Here is a 15,323-nt window from a genome sequence, read left to right on the forward strand (position 1 = left end):
CTGCAGTCTAGCCAAGGGACACCAACTCGGCATAATTTGCGGTCCGAAAGGGCCCCCATGAACCGACTCTCCGCCATATTGCCCGCCGCGCAGGTGCTCGTCAGTGTCGACGCCTCCAGCAAGAAACGCGCGTTTGAAGAAGCGGGCCTGCTCTTCGAGACCCTGCACGGACTCAACCGTGCACTCATCACCGACAGTCTGTTTGCCCGTGAGCGCCTGGGCTCCACCGGCCTCGGCCATGGCGTGGCCATCCCTCACGGCCGCATCAAGGGACTCAAGCAGCCGCTGGCCGCCGTGTTCCAGCTCGCCAGCCCGATCGGATTCGACGCGCCCGATGAACAGCCGGTGCAACTGATGATCTTTCTCCTGGTGCCCGAGGCAGCCACGCAGAAGCACCTGGAAATCCTGTCCGAGATCGCCGAGCTGCTCAGCGACAGTGCCTTGCGCGAGCAGATGAAGACCTCCGCAGAGGCCGCCGCCTTGCACCAGCTCATCACTTCCTGGCAATCGGCCCACGCGGCGGCATAGCGTTGAACCCCGACGCCCCATCGTTTCACGGGTCGCTGTCCCCCAAGCGGGCTGACCAAGCCTGGGGCGGTCCGGCGGCCGGTCACCCGCTTTGAAACCCACCGTTGTCAGCGCCGATGTCCTGTTCGAGGACCATCGGGACGCCCTGAAATGGCAGTGGATCGCGGGCCTTGGGGCGTCCGAGCGCCGTTTTGACGAAGTCGCGATCCGGGCCGCGCGTTCAGGCGCTGACCTCGTCGGTTACCTCAACTACATCCACCCCTACCGCGTGCAGGTGTTCGGCGAGCGCGAAGTTGCCTACCTCACCAGCCCGAACGAAGACGACAACCGCCGCCGCGTGGCGCGCATCGTCACGCTGGAGCCGCCGGTGCTGGTGGTGGCCGATGGCCAAACCGCACCCGATGCGCTCACGGCGATGTGCGAGCGCGCGCAGATCCCTATGTTCGCCACGCACGAGTCGGCGGCCTTCGTCATCGACGTGCTGCGTGCCTACCTCTCGCGCCATTTCGCCGACCGCGCCTCCATGCACGGCGTGTTCATGGACATCCTGGGCATGGGCGTGCTCATCACCGGCGAGTCCGGCCTGGGCAAGAGCGAACTGGGGCTGGAGCTGATATCACGCGGTCACGGCCTGGTGGCCGACGACGCGGTGGACCTCTACCGCATCAACCAGACCAGCATCGAGGGCCGTTGCCCCGAACTGCTGCAGAACCTGCTGGAAGTGCGGGGCATCGGCCTGCTCGACATCAAGGCCATCTTTGGCGAAACCGCGGTGCGCCGCAAGATGCGGCTCTCGCTCATCGTGCATCTGGTGCGGCGCGAGACCATGGAGCGCGACTACGAGCGCATGCCGCACGAGCCGCTCTACCAGGACGTGCTGGGTGTGCCGGTGCGCAAGGCGGTGATCCAGGTGGTGGCGGGGCGCAACATCGCCGTGCTGGTCGAGGCCGCCGTGCGCAACACCATCCTGCAGCTGCGCGGCATCGATACCTACCAGGAATTTGTCTCGCGCCACCGCGCGGCCATGGCGCGCGGCGAGTAACGCGCGCTCACGACGCGCGGTGCGTGTGGCCGTGACCTTGGCCCTGACCCCTGTGCGGGCAGTCGGTCTTGCTGCAACTGGCGTAGAGTGAGAGCGCGTGCTCCTGCAGCACGAAACCGCGGCTCTTGGCCACCATCTGCTGGCGCTTCTCGATCTCGGCGTCGAAGAACTCCTCGACCCGCCCGCAGTCCAGGCACACGAGGTGGTCATGGTGCTGGCCCTCGTTGAGTTCGAACACCGACTTGCCCGACTCAAAATTGCTGCGCGTGAGCAGGCCGGCCTGTTCAAACTGCATCAGCACACGGTAGACCGTGGCGAGGCCGATGTCGGAGCGCTCCTCCAGCAGCACGCGGAACACGTCCTCGGCCGTCATGTGCCGCTGCTTGGCATTCTGGAACACCTCCAGAATCTTCAGCCGGGGCAGCGTGGCCTTGAGTCCGGTGCTCTTGAGTTCTTCGATGTTGGTCATGGCGGCAGGTGCACGGGGTTGAAGCTGCGTGGGCCGGGACACGCTGGGCCGCGAACCCCCGGGGCTACAATGACCGGATCATATCGTCAGCGGTCGCCGCGGTGGGCATTTCTCCCTGTGTCTTGCGCGGCGTTTCGCATTCCTGGCCCATCACATGCACCGTCTCAACCCCCGCCGCGTCCATCCCCCGTCGCCCAGCTTGAGCGCGGTGCGCGTCCTGTGCGCGCTGGTGTTCGCAATGGCCTTGCCGGCCTGCACCAGCGTGGCGAATCTGGTTACCCCATACCGGATCGACATCGTGCAGGGCAATGTGGTCACCCGCGAGCAGTTTCAGGTGCTCAAGGCGGGCATGGTGCGCGCGGAAGTGCGCGACGTGCTCGGCTCGCCACTGCTGAGCAGCGTGTTCCACGCCGACCGATGGGACTACGTGTTCACCTTCAAGCGCCAGGGCCAGGAGCCCCAGCAGCGCAAGGTTGCGCTGTTCTTCAAGGGGGACGTGCTTGAGCGTTTCGAGGCGGACGAGTTGCCGAGCGAGGCGGAGTTCGTGGCGTCGCTGGACACGCGCCGCAAGTTCGACAAGGTGCCGCCGCTGGAAGCCACCGAGGCCCAGCTCAAGGCGTTCCAGGAAAAGAATGCCGGTGCGCCCACGCCTCCGACGCCTCCCTCGCCCGTGCCCGGCACGAGCTACCCGCCGCTGGAGAGCACGCGTTGAGCGCCGCGGCCACAGCGCTGCGCGTGTGCGTGGCCGGTGCCAGCGGCCGCATGGGCCAGATGCTGGTGGAGGCGGTGCTCGCCAGTGGTGATTGCGCGCTCACGGGCGCGCTCGACGTCGCTGGCAGTCCGGCCCTCGGCCAGGACGCGGCGGGCTTTGCCGGCCGCACCAGTGGCGTGGCCATCACCGCCGACCTGGCAGCCAGTCTGTCGGGCAGCCAGTTCCTGATTGACTTCACCCGCCCCGAGGGCACGATGGCGCACCTGCGCGAATGCGTGAAGCACGGTGTGGGCGTGGTGATCGGCACCACCGGTTTTTCGGACGCCCAGAAGGTCGAGATCACCCAGATGGCGCAACAGATTCCCGTCGTCATGGCACCCAACATGAGCGTGGGCGTCAACGTCACGCTCAAGCTGCTGGAGATGGCAGCCAGGGCCCTGTCCACCGGCTACGACATCGAGATCATCGAAGCCCACCACCGCCACAAGGTGGACGCGCCCAGTGGCACCGCGCTGAAGATGGGTGAAGTCATCGCCGGCGCGCTGGGCCGCGACCTCAAGGACTGCGCGGTCTATGCGCGCGAAGGTGTAACCGGCGAGCGCGACCCATCCTCCATCGGTTTCGCCACTATCCGGGGCGGGGACATCGTGGGCGACCACACGGTGCTGTTCGCCGGCACAGGCGAACGCATCGAGATCACGCACAAGTCCAGCAGCCGCGCCACCTACGCCCAGGGCAGCCTGCGCGCGGTGCGCTTCCTTGCCGGCAAGCCGGCCGGGCTGTACGACATGTTCGACGTGCTCGGCTTGAAATGAGGCTCCCCCCTGCGCCGCTGAGCGGCTTCCCCCCTCCGTGGCGCGCCTGCGGTGCTTCGAGGGGGGACGGCACCTGGGGCCGGCGGAGCCGGACCCGCGGTGCCACTGGTGGGCGTTGCCTCTCTCGTTGCGAGTTGTTCGCCAGCGCGGCGAAAAACTGAGATGGACGGCGCACTGGGCCAGAGCCTGCTGCAAACCCTGGCCCAGGCCGATGCCCTCGGCCGCGCCGTGGCGCTGCTTCTGTTGGCCATGTCGGTCGCGAGTTGGGTGGTGATTCTCTGGAAGGGCTGGATGTTGCGCCGCGCCGGCAGCGACCTGCACCTGAGCACGGCGGCTTTCTGGCAGTCCGCAGACCTGGACGATGCCGAGCGGCGCCTGCGCGCCTTCGATCCGCAACAGATCGCTTTGCCCTTGCTGCAGGCCGCGCGCAGCCTCGACAACGCCGCGCCGCACACCCTGGCCGCCGCCGGCGACCGCGCGCAGCAGCTCACTCGGGTGCTGCGCGATGCTCTCCACCGCGTGCTGCACCGCCTGCAGTACGGCCAGGTACTGCTGGCCACGGTCGGGGCGACCGCGCCTTTCGTTGGCCTGCTGGGAACCGTCTGGGGTATCTACCACGCGCTCACCGGCATCGGTCTGGACGGCGCGTTCCGCATCGAGCAGGTGGCCGGCCCCGTGGGCGAGGCGCTGATCATGACCGCCGCCGGCCTGGCCGTGGCGATTCCTGCCGTGCTGGCGTACAACGTGCTCGGCCGCCAGGCCGCGCGCCTCGAGGCCGACCTCGAAGGCTTTGCGCGAGACCTGCGCGAGTTGCTTGCGCACAAGGCCAGCTGATGGGCTTCGGGCGGCTGGAACGGTCCACCGGGGACAAACCCATGAGCGACATCAACGTCACGCCACTGGTGGACGTGATGCTGGTGCTGCTGGTGATCTTCATCGTCGCCGCGCCTTTCATGGCCAGCCGGCTGGCGCTGGAGCTGCCGCAGGCGCAAGCGCGTGCCATGGCTGCGCCGGTGGCCGATGTCGCCGTGGCGGTCGCCCTGGACGCCCAGGGGCGGCCCCACTGGAACGACGAACCGGTGACCGAGGACCTGCTGCGCCAGCGGCTGGTCGAGGCCGCTCAACGCAACCCGGCGACGGAAGTTCAGCTGCGCGCCGACACCACCGTGCCCTATGGCCGCGTGGTGCAGTTCATCGGCCTGGCACAGGACGCCGGGCTTTCGCGCATCGGCTTCGTGGCCGACGCCGTGCCGCCGCCAGCGCGCTGAATGCCGGGGAGGCGGGCCTGCAGATCGGGCAAGGCCTAAAATCCCGCATCTCCCCGCGCCCGCGCGCACCGCCTCCCTTTTTCACCCGCTACCGGCAAGGCCCGGACCCTGGTTCATGCAAGACAAATACGCCCACAAGGAAGTCGAGCGCGCCGCGCACGCCCACTGGAACGCCACCGACGCCTACCGGGTGACCGAGGACGCGGGAAAGCCCAAGTTCTACGCCTGCTCGATGCTGCCCTATCCCAGCGGCAAGCTGCACATGGGCCATGTGCGCAACTACACCATCAACGACATGCTTGCGCGCCAGCTGCGCATGAAGGGCATGAACGTGCTGATGCCCATGGGCTGGGACGCCTTCGGCCTGCCGGCCGAGAACGCCGCGATCAAGAACGGTGTGCCACCGGCGAAGTGGACCTACGAGAACATCGCCTACATGAAGCAGCAGATGCAGGCCATGGGCCTGGCCATCGACTGGTCGCGCGAAGTGGCCACCTGCGACCCCAGCTACTACCAGTGGAACCAGTGGCTGTTCCTCAAGATGCTGGAAAAAGGCATTGCCTACCGCAAGACCCAGGTCGTCAACTGGGACCCGGTGGACCAGACCGTGCTGGCCAACGAGCAGGTGATCGACGGCAAGGGCTGGCGCACCGGCGCTGTGGTCGAGAAGCGGGAGATTCCCGGCTACTACCTCAACATCACGGCCTACGCCGACGAACTGCTTGACCATGTGCAGATCGGCAATGAGAAGGCCACGCTCAACGGCTGGCCCGACAAGGTGCGGCTGATGCAGGAGAACTGGATCGGCAAGAGCGAGGGTGTGCGCTTCGCCTTCCCGCACACCATCCAGGACGCCAGCGGTGAACCCATCAGCGGCGGCCGCATGTACGTCTTCACCACCCGCGCCGACACCATCATGGGCGTGACCTTCTGCGCCGTGGCGCCGGAACACCCGCTGGCCACGCACGCCGCCGCCTGCAACCCGTCGCTGGCCGCCTTCATCGAAGAATGCAAGACCGGTGGCACGACCGAGGCCGAACTGGCCACGCAGGAAAAGAAGGGCATGGCCACCGGCCTGTCCGTCACGCACCCGCTCACGGGCGAAGAGGTGGACGTCTGGGTGGGCAACTACGTGCTGATGAGCTACGGCGACGGCGCGGTGATGGGCGTGCCGGCGCACGACGAGCGCGACTTCGCGTTTGCCAACAAGTACGGCATTGCCATCAAGCAGGTCGTGGCAGTCGAAGGTGAAACGTTCAGCCTGGACGCCTGGGCCGACTGGTACGGCGACAAGCAGCGTGGCGTGTGCGTGAATTCAGGCGTGCTCGATGGCCTGGGCTACAAGGCCGCCGTCGACAAGATCGCTGCCCTGCTGGCCAACAAGGGCCTGGGCGAGAAGAAGACCACCTTCCGCCTGCGCGACTGGGGTGTGAGCCGCCAGCGCTACTGGGGCACGCCCATTCCCATCATCCACTGCGCTGAACACGGTGCCGTGCCGGTGCCAGAAAAAGACCTGCCGGTCGTGCTGCCGCAGGACTGCATCCCCGACGGCTCGGGCAACCCGCTGCACAAGCACGAAGGCTTCCACGCTGGCGTGGTCTGCCCGGTGTGCGGAAAACCCGCGCGGCGCGAGACCGACACCATGGACACCTTCGTGGATTCGTCGTGGTACTTCATGCGCTACTGCGACCCCACCAACAGCGAGAAGATGGTGGCCGAGGGCGCGGACTACTGGATGCCGATGGACCAGTACATCGGTGGCATTGAGCACGCCATCCTGCACCTGCTCTATGCGCGCTTCTGGACCAAGGTGATGCGCGACCTCGGCCTCATCAAGGTGGACGAACCCTTCACGCATCTGCTCACCCAGGGCATGGTGCTCAACCACATCTACAGCCGGCGCACTGAAAAAGGCGGCAAGGACTACTTCTGGCCGCACGATGTGGAGCATGTGCTGGACGAAGGCGGCAAGATCGTCGGCGCGAAGCTGAAAAACCCGGCCAGCAGCGGCGACGGGCTGTTGCCCGTGGGCACGCCCATCGACTACGAGGGCGTGGGCACCATGTCCAAGTCAAAGAACAACGGCGTCGACCCGCAGGACCTGATTGAAAAGTACGGCGCCGACACCGCGCGCCTGTACACCATGTTCACCGCGCCACCGGAGGCCACGCTGGAGTGGAACGACGCGGCGGTGGAAGGGAGCTATCGCTTCCTGCGCCGCGTGTGGGCCTTCGGGGTGAAGTTGCATTCTTCGATCCACGGCGCTGGGACTTTTGTCGCTCAACGGCTGAATGCTGATGCGTACTCCAAGGCCGCAAAAGCACTGCGCCTGGAGATCCACACCGTGCTCAAGCAGGTGGACTACGACTACCAGCGCATGCAGTACAACACCGTGGTTTCTGGCGCGATGAAGATGCTCAACGCGCTGGAAGACTTCAAGCCCGATGGCTCCGCTGCCGACAACGCCGCGCTGGCCGAAGGCTTCGGCATCCTGCTGCGCGCGATCTACCCGGCCACACCGCACATCGCGCACACGCTCTGGACCGAACTGGGCTACGCGGGCGAATTGCTCGACGCGCCCTGGCCCCAGGCCGACGAGGGCGCGCTCAAGCGCGACGAACTCGAACTCGTGCTGCAGATCAACGGCAAGCTGCGCGGCAGCGTCACCGTGGCCGCCAGCGCCGACAAGGCCGCCATCGAGGCGGCCGCGCTGGCCTCAGAGGCCTTCATCAAGCAGGCTGCGGGCGCGGCGCCGAAGAAGGTGGTGGTCGTGCCCGGCCGCCTGGTCAACATCGTCGTTTGAGAAAGCCGCCCGCATGAGATTCCTGCAGCCCCCATTCCTGGCGCGGCGCCGCGCGCTGCAACATCTGGTGGTGGGCACGGCGGTGCTCGGTGTCTCGGGCTGTGGCTTCGTGCTGCGCCAGGCTCCCACCTTCGCCTTCGAGTCTGTGCGCATCGCCGGCAGTGAGAACTCGCCGGTGGCGATCGAGCTGCGCACCGCGCTGCGGGTCAACGGCCTGCAGGTGCTGACTTCGGCCACGCCGATACCGCCAGAGGGCGCCGCGCCCGCGCAGGTGGTGCTGACCGTGATCACCGACCAGCGCGAACGCCTCGCCGTGGGCCAGACCGCCGCCGGCCAGGTGCGTGAGCTGCAGTTGCGCACGCGCTTCAGCTTCCGGCTGCGCACACCGAAGGAAAAGGAACTGATCGGCGACACCGAGCTGCTGCTGGAGCGCGACCTGAGCTTCAGCGAAACCGCCGTGCTGTCCAAGGAGGCCGAAGAAGCGCTGCTCTACCGCGACATGACCTCCGATGTGGTGCAGCAGGTGGTGCGCCGCCTGGCGGCGGTGAAGTCGCTCTGACGTCGGGCCCACACCCATGCAGATCGCCGCGCCCCAATTGACCGCTCAGCTGCAGCGCGGCCTGCGCAGCCTGTACACGCTGCACGGCGACGAGCCCCTGCTGGTGCAGGAAGCGGCCGATGCAATCCGCGCAGCCGCTCGCGAACAGGGCTACACAGAGCGCACGGTGCACACCGTGGCCGGCGCGCATTTCGACTGGGGCGAGGTGCTCGCCAGCGGCGGCTCGATGAGCCTGTTCGCGGACAAGCAGATCATCGAGATCCGCATTCCTTCGGGCAAACCCGGCAAGGATGGTTCGCAGGCGCTGCAGCAGATCGCCCAGGCAGCGCAGGACAACGACAGCACGCTCACGCTGGTGTTGCTGCCGCGCCTGGACATGGCGACGCAGAAAGGCGCCTGGTTCGCCGCGCTGGAGAACTTCGGCGCCACCATCAAGCTCGACCCGGTGGACCGCAAGGCCCTGCCGCAGTGGATCGCGCAGCGCCTGCAGCAGCAGGGCCAGCGCGTGGCCTCGGGCGAGGAAGGCCAGCGCACGCTGCAGTTCTTCGCCGACCGGGTCGAGGGCAACCTGCTGGCCGCGCACCAGGAGATCCAGAAGCTCGCGCTGCTGCACCCGGCGGGTGAACTGTCGTTCGAGCAAGTGGAGTCCGCCGTGCTCAACGTGGCGCGCTACGACGCCTTCAAGCTGGCCGAAGCGGTGCTGGGCGGCCAGGTGCAGCGCGTGCAGCGCATGCTTGATGGCCTGCAGGCCGAGGGCGAGGCGCCTGTGCTGGTGCACTGGGCGCTGTCGGAAGACATCCGCACCCTGCACCGCATCCGCACCGCGATGGACGCGGGCCGCCCGCTGCCCATGGCCCTGCGCGAGAACCGGGTGTGGGGCGTGAAGGAAAAGCTCATGGAGCGCGCGCTGCCGCTGCTGAGCCTGGCCACGCTGTCGCGCTGGCTCGACGATGCGCACACCGTGGACGGCATCGTCAAAGGCCTGAAGGCGCCTTCCTGGCCGGCCGATCCCTGGCAGGCCTTGCAGCAGATGGCCATGAAGGTGTCGCAGGCCTGTAGCGTGCGCTGAGCGGGTTCAGTCCCTTCGCAGCGCCGCCTCCCGGAAATCGCTTGGCGACTGCCCCGTGTGTTCGCGGAACACGCGGCTGAAGTGCGCACCGTTGTTGAAGCCCCAGGAGAACGCAATCTCGGTGATGGTGCGGTGCGCGCGCGCCGGGTGGGCCAGTTCGCGCATGCAGGCCTGGATGCGCTGGCGCTGGATGTAGTGCGCCGGCGTGTCGTCCTCGGCGCTGAAGGCGTTGTGCAGGTGCCGCTTGCTGCAGTTGAGCGCCTGCGCGATGTGGTCGAGCGTGAGCGCGGGATCGCGCAGGTGCTGGCCGATGTGCTCGCGGATGCGGTCGCGAAACGCCTCCAGCTGGGTGGTGCTGTTCTCGCGGCCCGCGAGCTCCTGCAGCGACAGGCGCACCAGTTCCACAATGAGCTCGCCCGCGCCGCGCGCGGCCGCATCGCTCATGCCTGGCAGTTCCTGGTAGGTGGTGCGCATGGTCTCCAGCGCCACGCGCGCGATGCCGCTGACGCCGCCCACGTGCCGCGCCATCAGGGGTTCCAGCTTGATGCCGCGTTCCGTGAGCTGCTCCTTGGGCAGCATCACGATCAGGTGCTCCACCCGCTCGGGGTTGGCGATCTCGTAGCTGCCGGTGGTGTCATAGATCGCCCAGCCACCGGGGCGCACCCACGCCTGCCGGTCGTGCTGTTGCACGCCCGCGCTGCCCCGCCAGGGCGCGACGATCTTCAGGTAGGCGCGCTCGCTGCCGCGCGCCAGCTTGGGGCTGCGCAGCACGCGGTGGCGGTTGGCCTCCAGCTTGGTCAGCACCACCTCACCCGCGTGCGAGGCGTGCATGTGGCCGTCGAACCCGGTGTCGCCGTACAGGTCGGACTCCAGGCCGCCGAAGTGCGTCCACACCCAGTCGCGCCAGATCGCCGCGCGCTCGCCGGGCGCGACGACGTCGGTGCTCATTTCGGACGTGGATGGCATGGGGGGCTCCGGGGCGGGCAGATGGGGAGAAATTATCGGCCGGGGTGCCCGGGTGCGCGCGGCACAGGGTCAAGGGTTAACCCGTACCGGTATGCACGTTCCGGCAAGCAGTCCGTGCGTCTTCAGCATAGCGGCGCGGGCCGCTTCTGCCTACGATGGGCACCCGGTCCACCACAACTCCAGGAGACATCACCATGGCCCATCATCCCAATCGACGTCTGGTCATTCAAAGCGCCGCCGCCACGGTGGGCGCCCTGTCGTTCGCGCCGCAGCTGCTCGCTCAGGCCGCGCCCGTGCGCATCGGCTATTCGATGTCGCGCACCGGCCCCTGGACGGGTGGCGCGCAGGTCAGCCAGGAGCCCAACTACCTCTTGTGGGCCGAGCAGCAGAACGCCGCGGGTGGCCTGGACGTGAAGGGCGTGAAACGCCCGATCGAGCTCATCAGCAGCGACGACCGCAGCGACACCGAGACCGTGGTGCGCACGTACGAAAAGCTCATGGGCAGCGACAAGGTCGACCTGATTCTTCCGCCCTGGGGCAGCAATGCCAACTTCGCCGTTGCGCCGCTGGCCAACCGCTTCGGCTACCCCTTCCTCGCGCCCACCGCGCTGAGCAAGCGCCTGGTGGAGATGAAGCTGCCCTACTTCTTCCTGCTGCTGCAGCAGCCCGCGCCCATGACCAATGCGCTGGTCGACATGTTCAAGGCCAACGGCGTGAAGACCGTGGCGCTGATCTACGTGGACGACCTGTTCGGCCTGGAGAACTTCGCCGCCTTCAAGGTCGCGCTGCAGGGCAGCGGCATCACCCTGGTGGAAGACAAGAGCTACCCCGGCGGCGTGAAGGACCTCTCGCCCGTGCTGCGCTCCATGAAGGACAAGAACCCCGACGCCTTCGTCGGCTTCACCTACCCGCCCGACACCATCCTGGCCAGCCGCCAGGCCAAGGAAATCGGCTTCAACCCGAAGTTCTTCTACGCCTCGGTGGGCACGGCCTTCCAGCTCTACCGCAACGTCATGACCCCGGCCGGCGCCGAGGGCGTGCTCGGCATGGGCTCGTGGAACGGCAAGACCAGCGCTGGCGCCAAGGCCTACTTCGATGCGCACACCAAGAAGTTCGCCGGCAAGGAGCCGGACCGCTGGGCCAGCGGCGCCTGCTGGGCGGGGCTGGAGATACTCACCAACGCCGTCAAGGCGAACGGCCTGGACCGCAAGGCGATCCGCGACTACGTGGCCGGCACCACGCACAAGACCATCATTGGCGACATCAAGTTCAACGGCAGCGAGAACGTGGGCACGCCGGGGACCGTGAGCCAGTGGCAGAACGGTGAGTTTGAAGTGGTGTGGCCGAAGAACGTGGCGACGGCGCCGTTGAACCCGAACAAGCCCGCCTGGAAGTGATGCGCCGCTCGTCCTGAGCCTGTCGAAGGACCAGAGTCTCCCTACCAACCCGATCCGTTCGGGCTGAGCCTGTCGAAGCCGCGCGAGCACTTCGACAAGCTCAGTGCGAACGGAGTTGTCATCCCCATGTCTTTCTCCGCCTGGCTCGAACTCCTCGCCTCCGGTCTCATCACCGGGGGTATCTATGCGCTCGTCGCGCTCGGGCTGAACCTGCAGTACGGGCTGATGCGCATCCTCAACATTGCGCACGGCGAATTCCTCATGGTGGGTGCCTACCTCACCTGGATGGCGCAGACCTCGATCAGGCTCAACCCCCTGTTGATGGTGCCGGTGTCCTTCGGCATGCTGTTCGCGCTCGGCTGGGTGGTGCACCGCCTGTGCTTTCGCCGGCTCACCGCCACCTCGCCCAACCTGGACGTGTTCGAGGCGCGCGGCCTCATGGTGGCCTTCGGGCTCATGTTCCTGGTGCAGAACTTCGCGTCCTGGATGTGGGGCGGTGACCTGCGGGGCTACGACTTCCTGACCGAACCGGTGCAGATTCCGCTGCCCGACGGCACCGCGCAGTTCGCCGGCAACAAGCTGCTGGTGTTCGGCCTGGCGCTGCTGTTCTCGGGCGCGCTCATCGTGCTGCTGCGCACCACGCTGCTGGGCAAGGGCGTGCGCGCGCTCATGCAGTCGCCCACCGGCGCGCAGCTCATGGGCATCAACACGCGGCGCCTGCACCCGCTCATGTTCGGCATCGGCCTGGGGCTCTCGGGCGTGGCTGGCTGCCTGCTGTCCATGGCGTACACCATCTCGCCGTCCATGGGCGAGCCCTACACCGTCACGGCGCTCATCGTCATCACGCTCGGCGGCTTTGGCAGCATGGGCGGCGCGCTGGCCGGCGGCCTGCTGCTCGGCGTGATCGAAGCGCTGGGCATGCACTTCACCAACCCCTCGCTCAAGGCCTTGTTGAGCTACGTGGTCTTCATCAGCGTGCTGCTGCTGCGCCCCGAGGGACTCTTCTCCCGAAAGAGCCGCAAGGCATGACTTCAAGACAGTTCCTCATCCGCGACCTGCTGGTCCTCTTCGGCCTCACCGGCTGGGCGCTGGCCCTGCCCGGCTTTGCCAGCGAGTTCGCCGTCTCCATGGCGCTGACCTGCCTGATGTACATCGCGCTTTCGTCGAGCTGGGCGCTGTTCTGCGGCACCACGCGCTACCTCTCGCTGGCCACCTCGGCCTTCTTCGGCATCGGCGCCTACACCAGCGCCGTGCTGCTCGAACAGGTGTCGTGGCCGCAGGCCATCGCGCTGGGCGCGCTCATCGCCGCCGGCGTGGCGGTGCTCATGGGCGCGGCCGTGCTGCACCTGCGCGGCACCTATTTCGCGGTGCTCACCTTCGGCATGACCGAGTTGATCCGGCACGCGATCAGCTACTTCGAGAAAAGCGTCACCGGCACCGTGGGCCGCGTGCTCATGGTCGTGCCCGAGCGCGACACCATCTACTTCACCGTGCTGGCGCTGGCCGTGATCACGGTGGCGCTGTCCATCGCCATCCGCCGCACGCGCTTCGGCCTGGCCATGCTCGGCATCGGCGCGGACGAGCAGCGCGCGCAGACCCTGGGCGTGAACACGCGCTGGGTCAAGACGGCGGGCTTCGCGCTCACGGCGGCGGTGGCCGGCGCGGTGGGCGCGGCCATGTCGGTGCGCTGGACCTACATCGACCCGCACACCGTCTTCAACCCCTTCATCGGTTTCCAGACCGTGCTGATCGCGCTCATCGGCGGCGCGGCCACGCTGTGGGGCCCGCTCATTGCCGCCATCGTCTTCAGCGTACTGGCCGAGACGCTGCGCCTGCAGGTGCCGCAGATCTACATGATGTCGCTGGGCCTGCTGCTCATCCTCTCGGTGCTGTACCTGCCGGGCGGCCTGGCCTCGCTGCGCGCTGACACCTTCCGGGGCTGGCGCGACGGCGCCAAAGCCTGGTGGACGGAGACCAAGGACGACCTGAGCGGCGAGACCGAGCGGCGCAAGCGGCGTGAGAAGGACCTGCGGGAGCGTCGCGATGTCTTCTGAAGCCACCACGAAACAGCCCCTGCTTGACGCCCGCGACGTCACCGTGCGCTTCGGCGGACTCACCGCAGTCGACACCGTCAGCGCGCGCTTCATGCCCGGTGAGCTGGTCGGCATCATTGGCCCCAACGGCGCGGGCAAGACGACCTTCTTCAACGCCATCTCGGGCGTGACCAAACCCACCAGCGGCGCGCTCTCGGTGCGCGGGCGCGAACTGGGCGGCAAGGGGCCGCACCGCTTTGCCGCGCACGGCCTGGCGCGCACCTTCCAGACGCCGCGCGTCTTCGGCGACATGCTGGTGCGCGACAACATCGCCTTCGGCCTCAAGTTCGCCGGCCGGCGGCCGCGCAAGTACATCCTGTGGGGCGAAGAGTCTTCGGTGCCGTGGGTGCTGCGCACGCCCGAAAGCATCCTGGGCCTCATCGGCCTGAGCGCGCAGGCCGATCTGCCGGCCGCGGCCATCACGCCGTCGCAGCAGCGCCTGCTGGAGATCGGCATGGCGCTGGCCACGCGGCCGCGCATGCTGCTGCTCGACGAAGTGGCCGCCGGCCTGACCGAGAACGAGGTGGAGGAGATGGCGCGCCTGATCCGCCGCCTGCGCGATGAACTGGACCTCACCGTGGTCTGGATCGAACACGCCGTGACCACGCTGCTGCGCCACGTCGAGCGCGTGATCGTGCTGCACCAGGGCCGCAAGATCGCCGACGGCACGCCGCGCGACGTGGTGCGCAACGCCGAGGTGATCGAGGCCTACCTGGGTGACGAGATGAACGAAGACAGCGTGGAGGCCGCCGCATGATGTGGTACCGCCCCAACCCCTTCGAGCTCGGCGGCGGCGCACGCGCGCGGCTCAAGGTCAGCGGCCTGTCCGCCGGCTACGGCGCCTTCCTGGTGCTGCGCGACATCGCGCTCGACATCCCGCCCGGCCTTACCGTCGTGCTAGGCCCCAACGGCGCGGGCAAGACCACGCTGCTCAAGGCTCTCAACGGCCTCATTCCGCGCAGCGGCACCGTGCTGCTCGACGGCCAGGAGCTGGCCGAGAAGACGCACGAGATCGTGCAGGCCGGCGTGGCCCTGGTGCCCGAGGGCCGGCAGCTGTTCCCGCAACTCACCGTGGCGGAAAACCTGGAACTCGGTGGCTGGCTGGTGCCCAAGGCGCTGCGCGCCGGGCGGCTGGCCCAGGCCTTCGTGGACTTTCCCAAGCTCAAGGAGCGCGCCACGCAACTGGCCGGCACCATGAGCGGCGGCGAACAGCAGATGGTGGCCGTGGCGCGCGCCATGATGTGCGCGCCACGCCTGCTCATGCTCGACGAACCCTCGCTCGGCCTGGCACCCAGGATGGTGGACGAGCTGCTCACCATCGTGCGCCGCATCGCCGACGCCGGCACCACCGTGCTGATGGTCGAACAGAACGTGAAGAAGGCGCTGGCCGTGGCCGACCGGGGCTATGTGATGGAGCGCGGCACGCTCGTGGCCAGTGGGCCGGCGAAGCTGCTGGCGCGCTCCACCGTCATCCGCGAGGCGTACCTCGGCGCCGACAAGGACCCCGCCACCGGCACCACCAGCGCAGCCGACGCCGTGCAGCGCCGCAAGGCCGTGGCCACGACCGCCTGAACACCCCAACGCACACACGCACACCCAAGG

General features: G+C 67.7%; 16 protein-coding genes. 14 read left to right on the top strand and 2 right to left on the bottom strand.

The features are described 5' to 3' along the window. The first annotated feature begins 57 nt into the window (after positions 1-57). Positions 58-528, top strand: a complete 471-nt coding sequence (locus AB7P10_RS16380) for a PTS sugar transporter subunit IIA (protein WP_428294917.1) — start codon at positions 58-60, stop codon at positions 526-528. 91 nt (positions 529-619) lie between these two features. Next, positions 620-1,570: an HPr(Ser) kinase/phosphatase gene (gene hprK / locus AB7P10_RS16385; protein ID WP_428294918.1), complete on the top strand. Its 951-nt coding sequence runs from the start codon at positions 620-622 to the stop codon at positions 1,568-1,570. Between the two features lie 7 nt (positions 1,571-1,577). On the opposite strand, the gene fur is transcribed toward hprK, so the two are convergent. Next, positions 1,578-2,039 (bottom strand): ferric iron uptake transcriptional regulator, encoded by a 462-nt coding sequence (gene fur / locus AB7P10_RS16390; RefSeq protein ID WP_428294919.1) that lies wholly within the window; start codon positions 2,037-2,039, stop codon positions 1,578-1,580. Between the two features lie 154 nt (positions 2,040-2,193). On the opposite strand from fur, the gene AB7P10_RS16395 reads away from it, so the two are divergent. The 7 genes from AB7P10_RS16395 to holA all read left to right on the top strand — a co-directional run bounded on the left by AB7P10_RS16395 (position 2,194) and on the right by holA (position 9,265). Continuing rightward, positions 2,194-2,751: an outer membrane protein assembly factor BamE gene (locus AB7P10_RS16395; RefSeq protein WP_428294920.1), complete on the top strand. Its 558-nt coding sequence runs from the start codon at positions 2,194-2,196 to the stop codon at positions 2,749-2,751. Positions 2,752-2,801: 50 nt separating this feature from the next. Next, positions 2,802-3,566, top strand: coding sequence for a 4-hydroxy-tetrahydrodipicolinate reductase (dapB, locus tag AB7P10_RS16400; protein WP_428294963.1), 765 nt, complete (start codon positions 2,802-2,804; stop codon positions 3,564-3,566). Positions 3,567-3,728: 162 nt separating this feature from the next. Then, on the top strand, positions 3,729-4,400 hold the full coding sequence (locus AB7P10_RS16405) for a MotA/TolQ/ExbB proton channel family protein (protein ID WP_428294921.1): 672 nt from the start codon (positions 3,729-3,731) through the stop codon (positions 4,398-4,400). A 41-nt stretch (positions 4,401-4,441) separates the two neighbouring features. After that, a complete protein-coding gene (locus tag AB7P10_RS16410) occupies positions 4,442-4,834 on the top strand; it encodes an ExbD/TolR family protein (RefSeq protein ID WP_428294922.1) in 393 nt (130 codons plus the stop codon). Between the two features lie 115 nt (positions 4,835-4,949). Continuing rightward, positions 4,950-7,637 (top strand): leucine--tRNA ligase, encoded by a 2,688-nt coding sequence (gene leuS, locus AB7P10_RS16415; protein WP_428294923.1) that lies wholly within the window; start codon positions 4,950-4,952, stop codon positions 7,635-7,637. A 13-nt stretch (positions 7,638-7,650) separates the two neighbouring features. After that, complete coding sequence (gene lptE, locus AB7P10_RS16420; RefSeq protein WP_428294924.1) at positions 7,651-8,196, top strand: LPS assembly lipoprotein LptE; 546 nt, start codon at positions 7,651-7,653, stop codon at positions 8,194-8,196. Positions 8,197-8,212: 16 nt separating this feature from the next. Then, complete coding sequence (holA, locus tag AB7P10_RS16425) at positions 8,213-9,265, top strand: DNA polymerase III subunit delta (protein WP_428294925.1); 1,053 nt, start codon at positions 8,213-8,215, stop codon at positions 9,263-9,265. A 6-nt stretch (positions 9,266-9,271) separates the two neighbouring features. On the opposite strand, the gene AB7P10_RS16430 is transcribed toward holA, so the two are convergent. Continuing rightward, positions 9,272-10,231 (bottom strand): helix-turn-helix domain-containing protein, encoded by a 960-nt coding sequence (locus AB7P10_RS16430; RefSeq protein WP_428294926.1) that lies wholly within the window; start codon positions 10,229-10,231, stop codon positions 9,272-9,274. A gap of 194 nt (positions 10,232-10,425) precedes the next feature. On the opposite strand from AB7P10_RS16430, the gene AB7P10_RS16435 reads away from it, so the two are divergent. The 5 genes from AB7P10_RS16435 to AB7P10_RS16455 all read left to right on the top strand — a co-directional run bounded on the left by AB7P10_RS16435 (position 10,426) and on the right by AB7P10_RS16455 (position 15,293). Next, a complete protein-coding gene (locus tag AB7P10_RS16435; RefSeq protein WP_428294927.1) occupies positions 10,426-11,628 on the top strand; it encodes an amino acid ABC transporter substrate-binding protein in 1,203 nt (400 codons plus the stop codon). A gap of 126 nt (positions 11,629-11,754) precedes the next feature. Beyond that, the gene (locus AB7P10_RS16440) at positions 11,755-12,657 is read left to right on the top strand and encodes a branched-chain amino acid ABC transporter permease (protein WP_428294928.1); all 903 of its coding nucleotides are present in this window, start codon (positions 11,755-11,757) and stop codon (positions 12,655-12,657) included. Further along, positions 12,654-13,682 carry a branched-chain amino acid ABC transporter permease gene (locus AB7P10_RS16445; RefSeq protein ID WP_428294929.1) on the top strand — a complete coding sequence of 343 codons (1,029 nt, stop codon included), beginning with the start codon at positions 12,654-12,656 and terminating at the stop codon, positions 13,680-13,682. Before AB7P10_RS16440 ends, AB7P10_RS16445 begins: the two co-directional genes overlap by 4 nt. After that, positions 13,672-14,478 (top strand): ABC transporter ATP-binding protein, encoded by an 807-nt coding sequence (locus tag AB7P10_RS16450; RefSeq protein ID WP_428294930.1) that lies wholly within the window; start codon positions 13,672-13,674, stop codon positions 14,476-14,478. The genes AB7P10_RS16445 and AB7P10_RS16450 overlap by 11 nt, the downstream gene beginning before the upstream one ends. Beyond that, positions 14,475-15,293, top strand: a complete 819-nt coding sequence (locus AB7P10_RS16455) for an ABC transporter ATP-binding protein (protein ID WP_428294931.1) — start codon at positions 14,475-14,477, stop codon at positions 15,291-15,293. Before AB7P10_RS16450 ends, AB7P10_RS16455 begins: the two co-directional genes overlap by 4 nt. Positions 15,294-15,323: the final 30 nt, after the last annotated feature.

It is taken from the genome of Hydrogenophaga sp., assembly GCF_050182545.1.
Classification (GTDB): Bacteria; Pseudomonadota; Gammaproteobacteria; order Burkholderiales; family Burkholderiaceae_C; genus Hydrogenophaga.

Excerpts from the sequence above, each read along its gene's own strand:
- AB7P10_RS16380 (WP_428294917.1), top strand. The coding sequence starts at position 58 with ATGAACCGACTCTCCGCCATATTGCCCGCCGCGCAGGTGCTCGTCAGT.
- fur (WP_428294919.1), bottom strand. The coding sequence starts at position 2,039 with ATGACCAACATCGAAGAACTCAAGAGCACCGGACTCAAGGCCACGCTG.
- AB7P10_RS16395 (WP_428294920.1), top strand. The coding sequence starts at position 2,194 with ATGCACCGTCTCAACCCCCGCCGCGTCCATCCCCCGTCGCCCAGCTTG.
- dapB (WP_428294963.1), top strand. The coding sequence starts at position 2,802 with ATGGGCCAGATGCTGGTGGAGGCGGTGCTCGCCAGTGGTGATTGCGCG.
- AB7P10_RS16405 (WP_428294921.1), top strand. The coding sequence starts at position 3,729 with ATGGACGGCGCACTGGGCCAGAGCCTGCTGCAAACCCTGGCCCAGGCC.
- AB7P10_RS16410 (WP_428294922.1), top strand. The coding sequence starts at position 4,442 with ATGAGCGACATCAACGTCACGCCACTGGTGGACGTGATGCTGGTGCTG.
- leuS (WP_428294923.1), top strand. The coding sequence starts at position 4,950 with ATGCAAGACAAATACGCCCACAAGGAAGTCGAGCGCGCCGCGCACGCC.
- lptE (WP_428294924.1), top strand. The coding sequence starts at position 7,651 with ATGAGATTCCTGCAGCCCCCATTCCTGGCGCGGCGCCGCGCGCTGCAA.
- holA (WP_428294925.1), top strand. The coding sequence starts at position 8,213 with ATGCAGATCGCCGCGCCCCAATTGACCGCTCAGCTGCAGCGCGGCCTG.
- AB7P10_RS16430 (WP_428294926.1), bottom strand. The coding sequence starts at position 10,231 with ATGCCATCCACGTCCGAAATGAGCACCGACGTCGTCGCGCCCGGCGAG.
- AB7P10_RS16435 (WP_428294927.1), top strand. The coding sequence starts at position 10,426 with ATGGCCCATCATCCCAATCGACGTCTGGTCATTCAAAGCGCCGCCGCC.
- AB7P10_RS16440 (WP_428294928.1), top strand. The coding sequence starts at position 11,755 with ATGTCTTTCTCCGCCTGGCTCGAACTCCTCGCCTCCGGTCTCATCACC.
- AB7P10_RS16445 (WP_428294929.1), top strand. The coding sequence starts at position 12,654 with ATGACTTCAAGACAGTTCCTCATCCGCGACCTGCTGGTCCTCTTCGGC.
- AB7P10_RS16450 (WP_428294930.1), top strand. The coding sequence starts at position 13,672 with ATGTCTTCTGAAGCCACCACGAAACAGCCCCTGCTTGACGCCCGCGAC.
- AB7P10_RS16455 (WP_428294931.1), top strand. The coding sequence starts at position 14,475 with ATGATGTGGTACCGCCCCAACCCCTTCGAGCTCGGCGGCGGCGCACGC.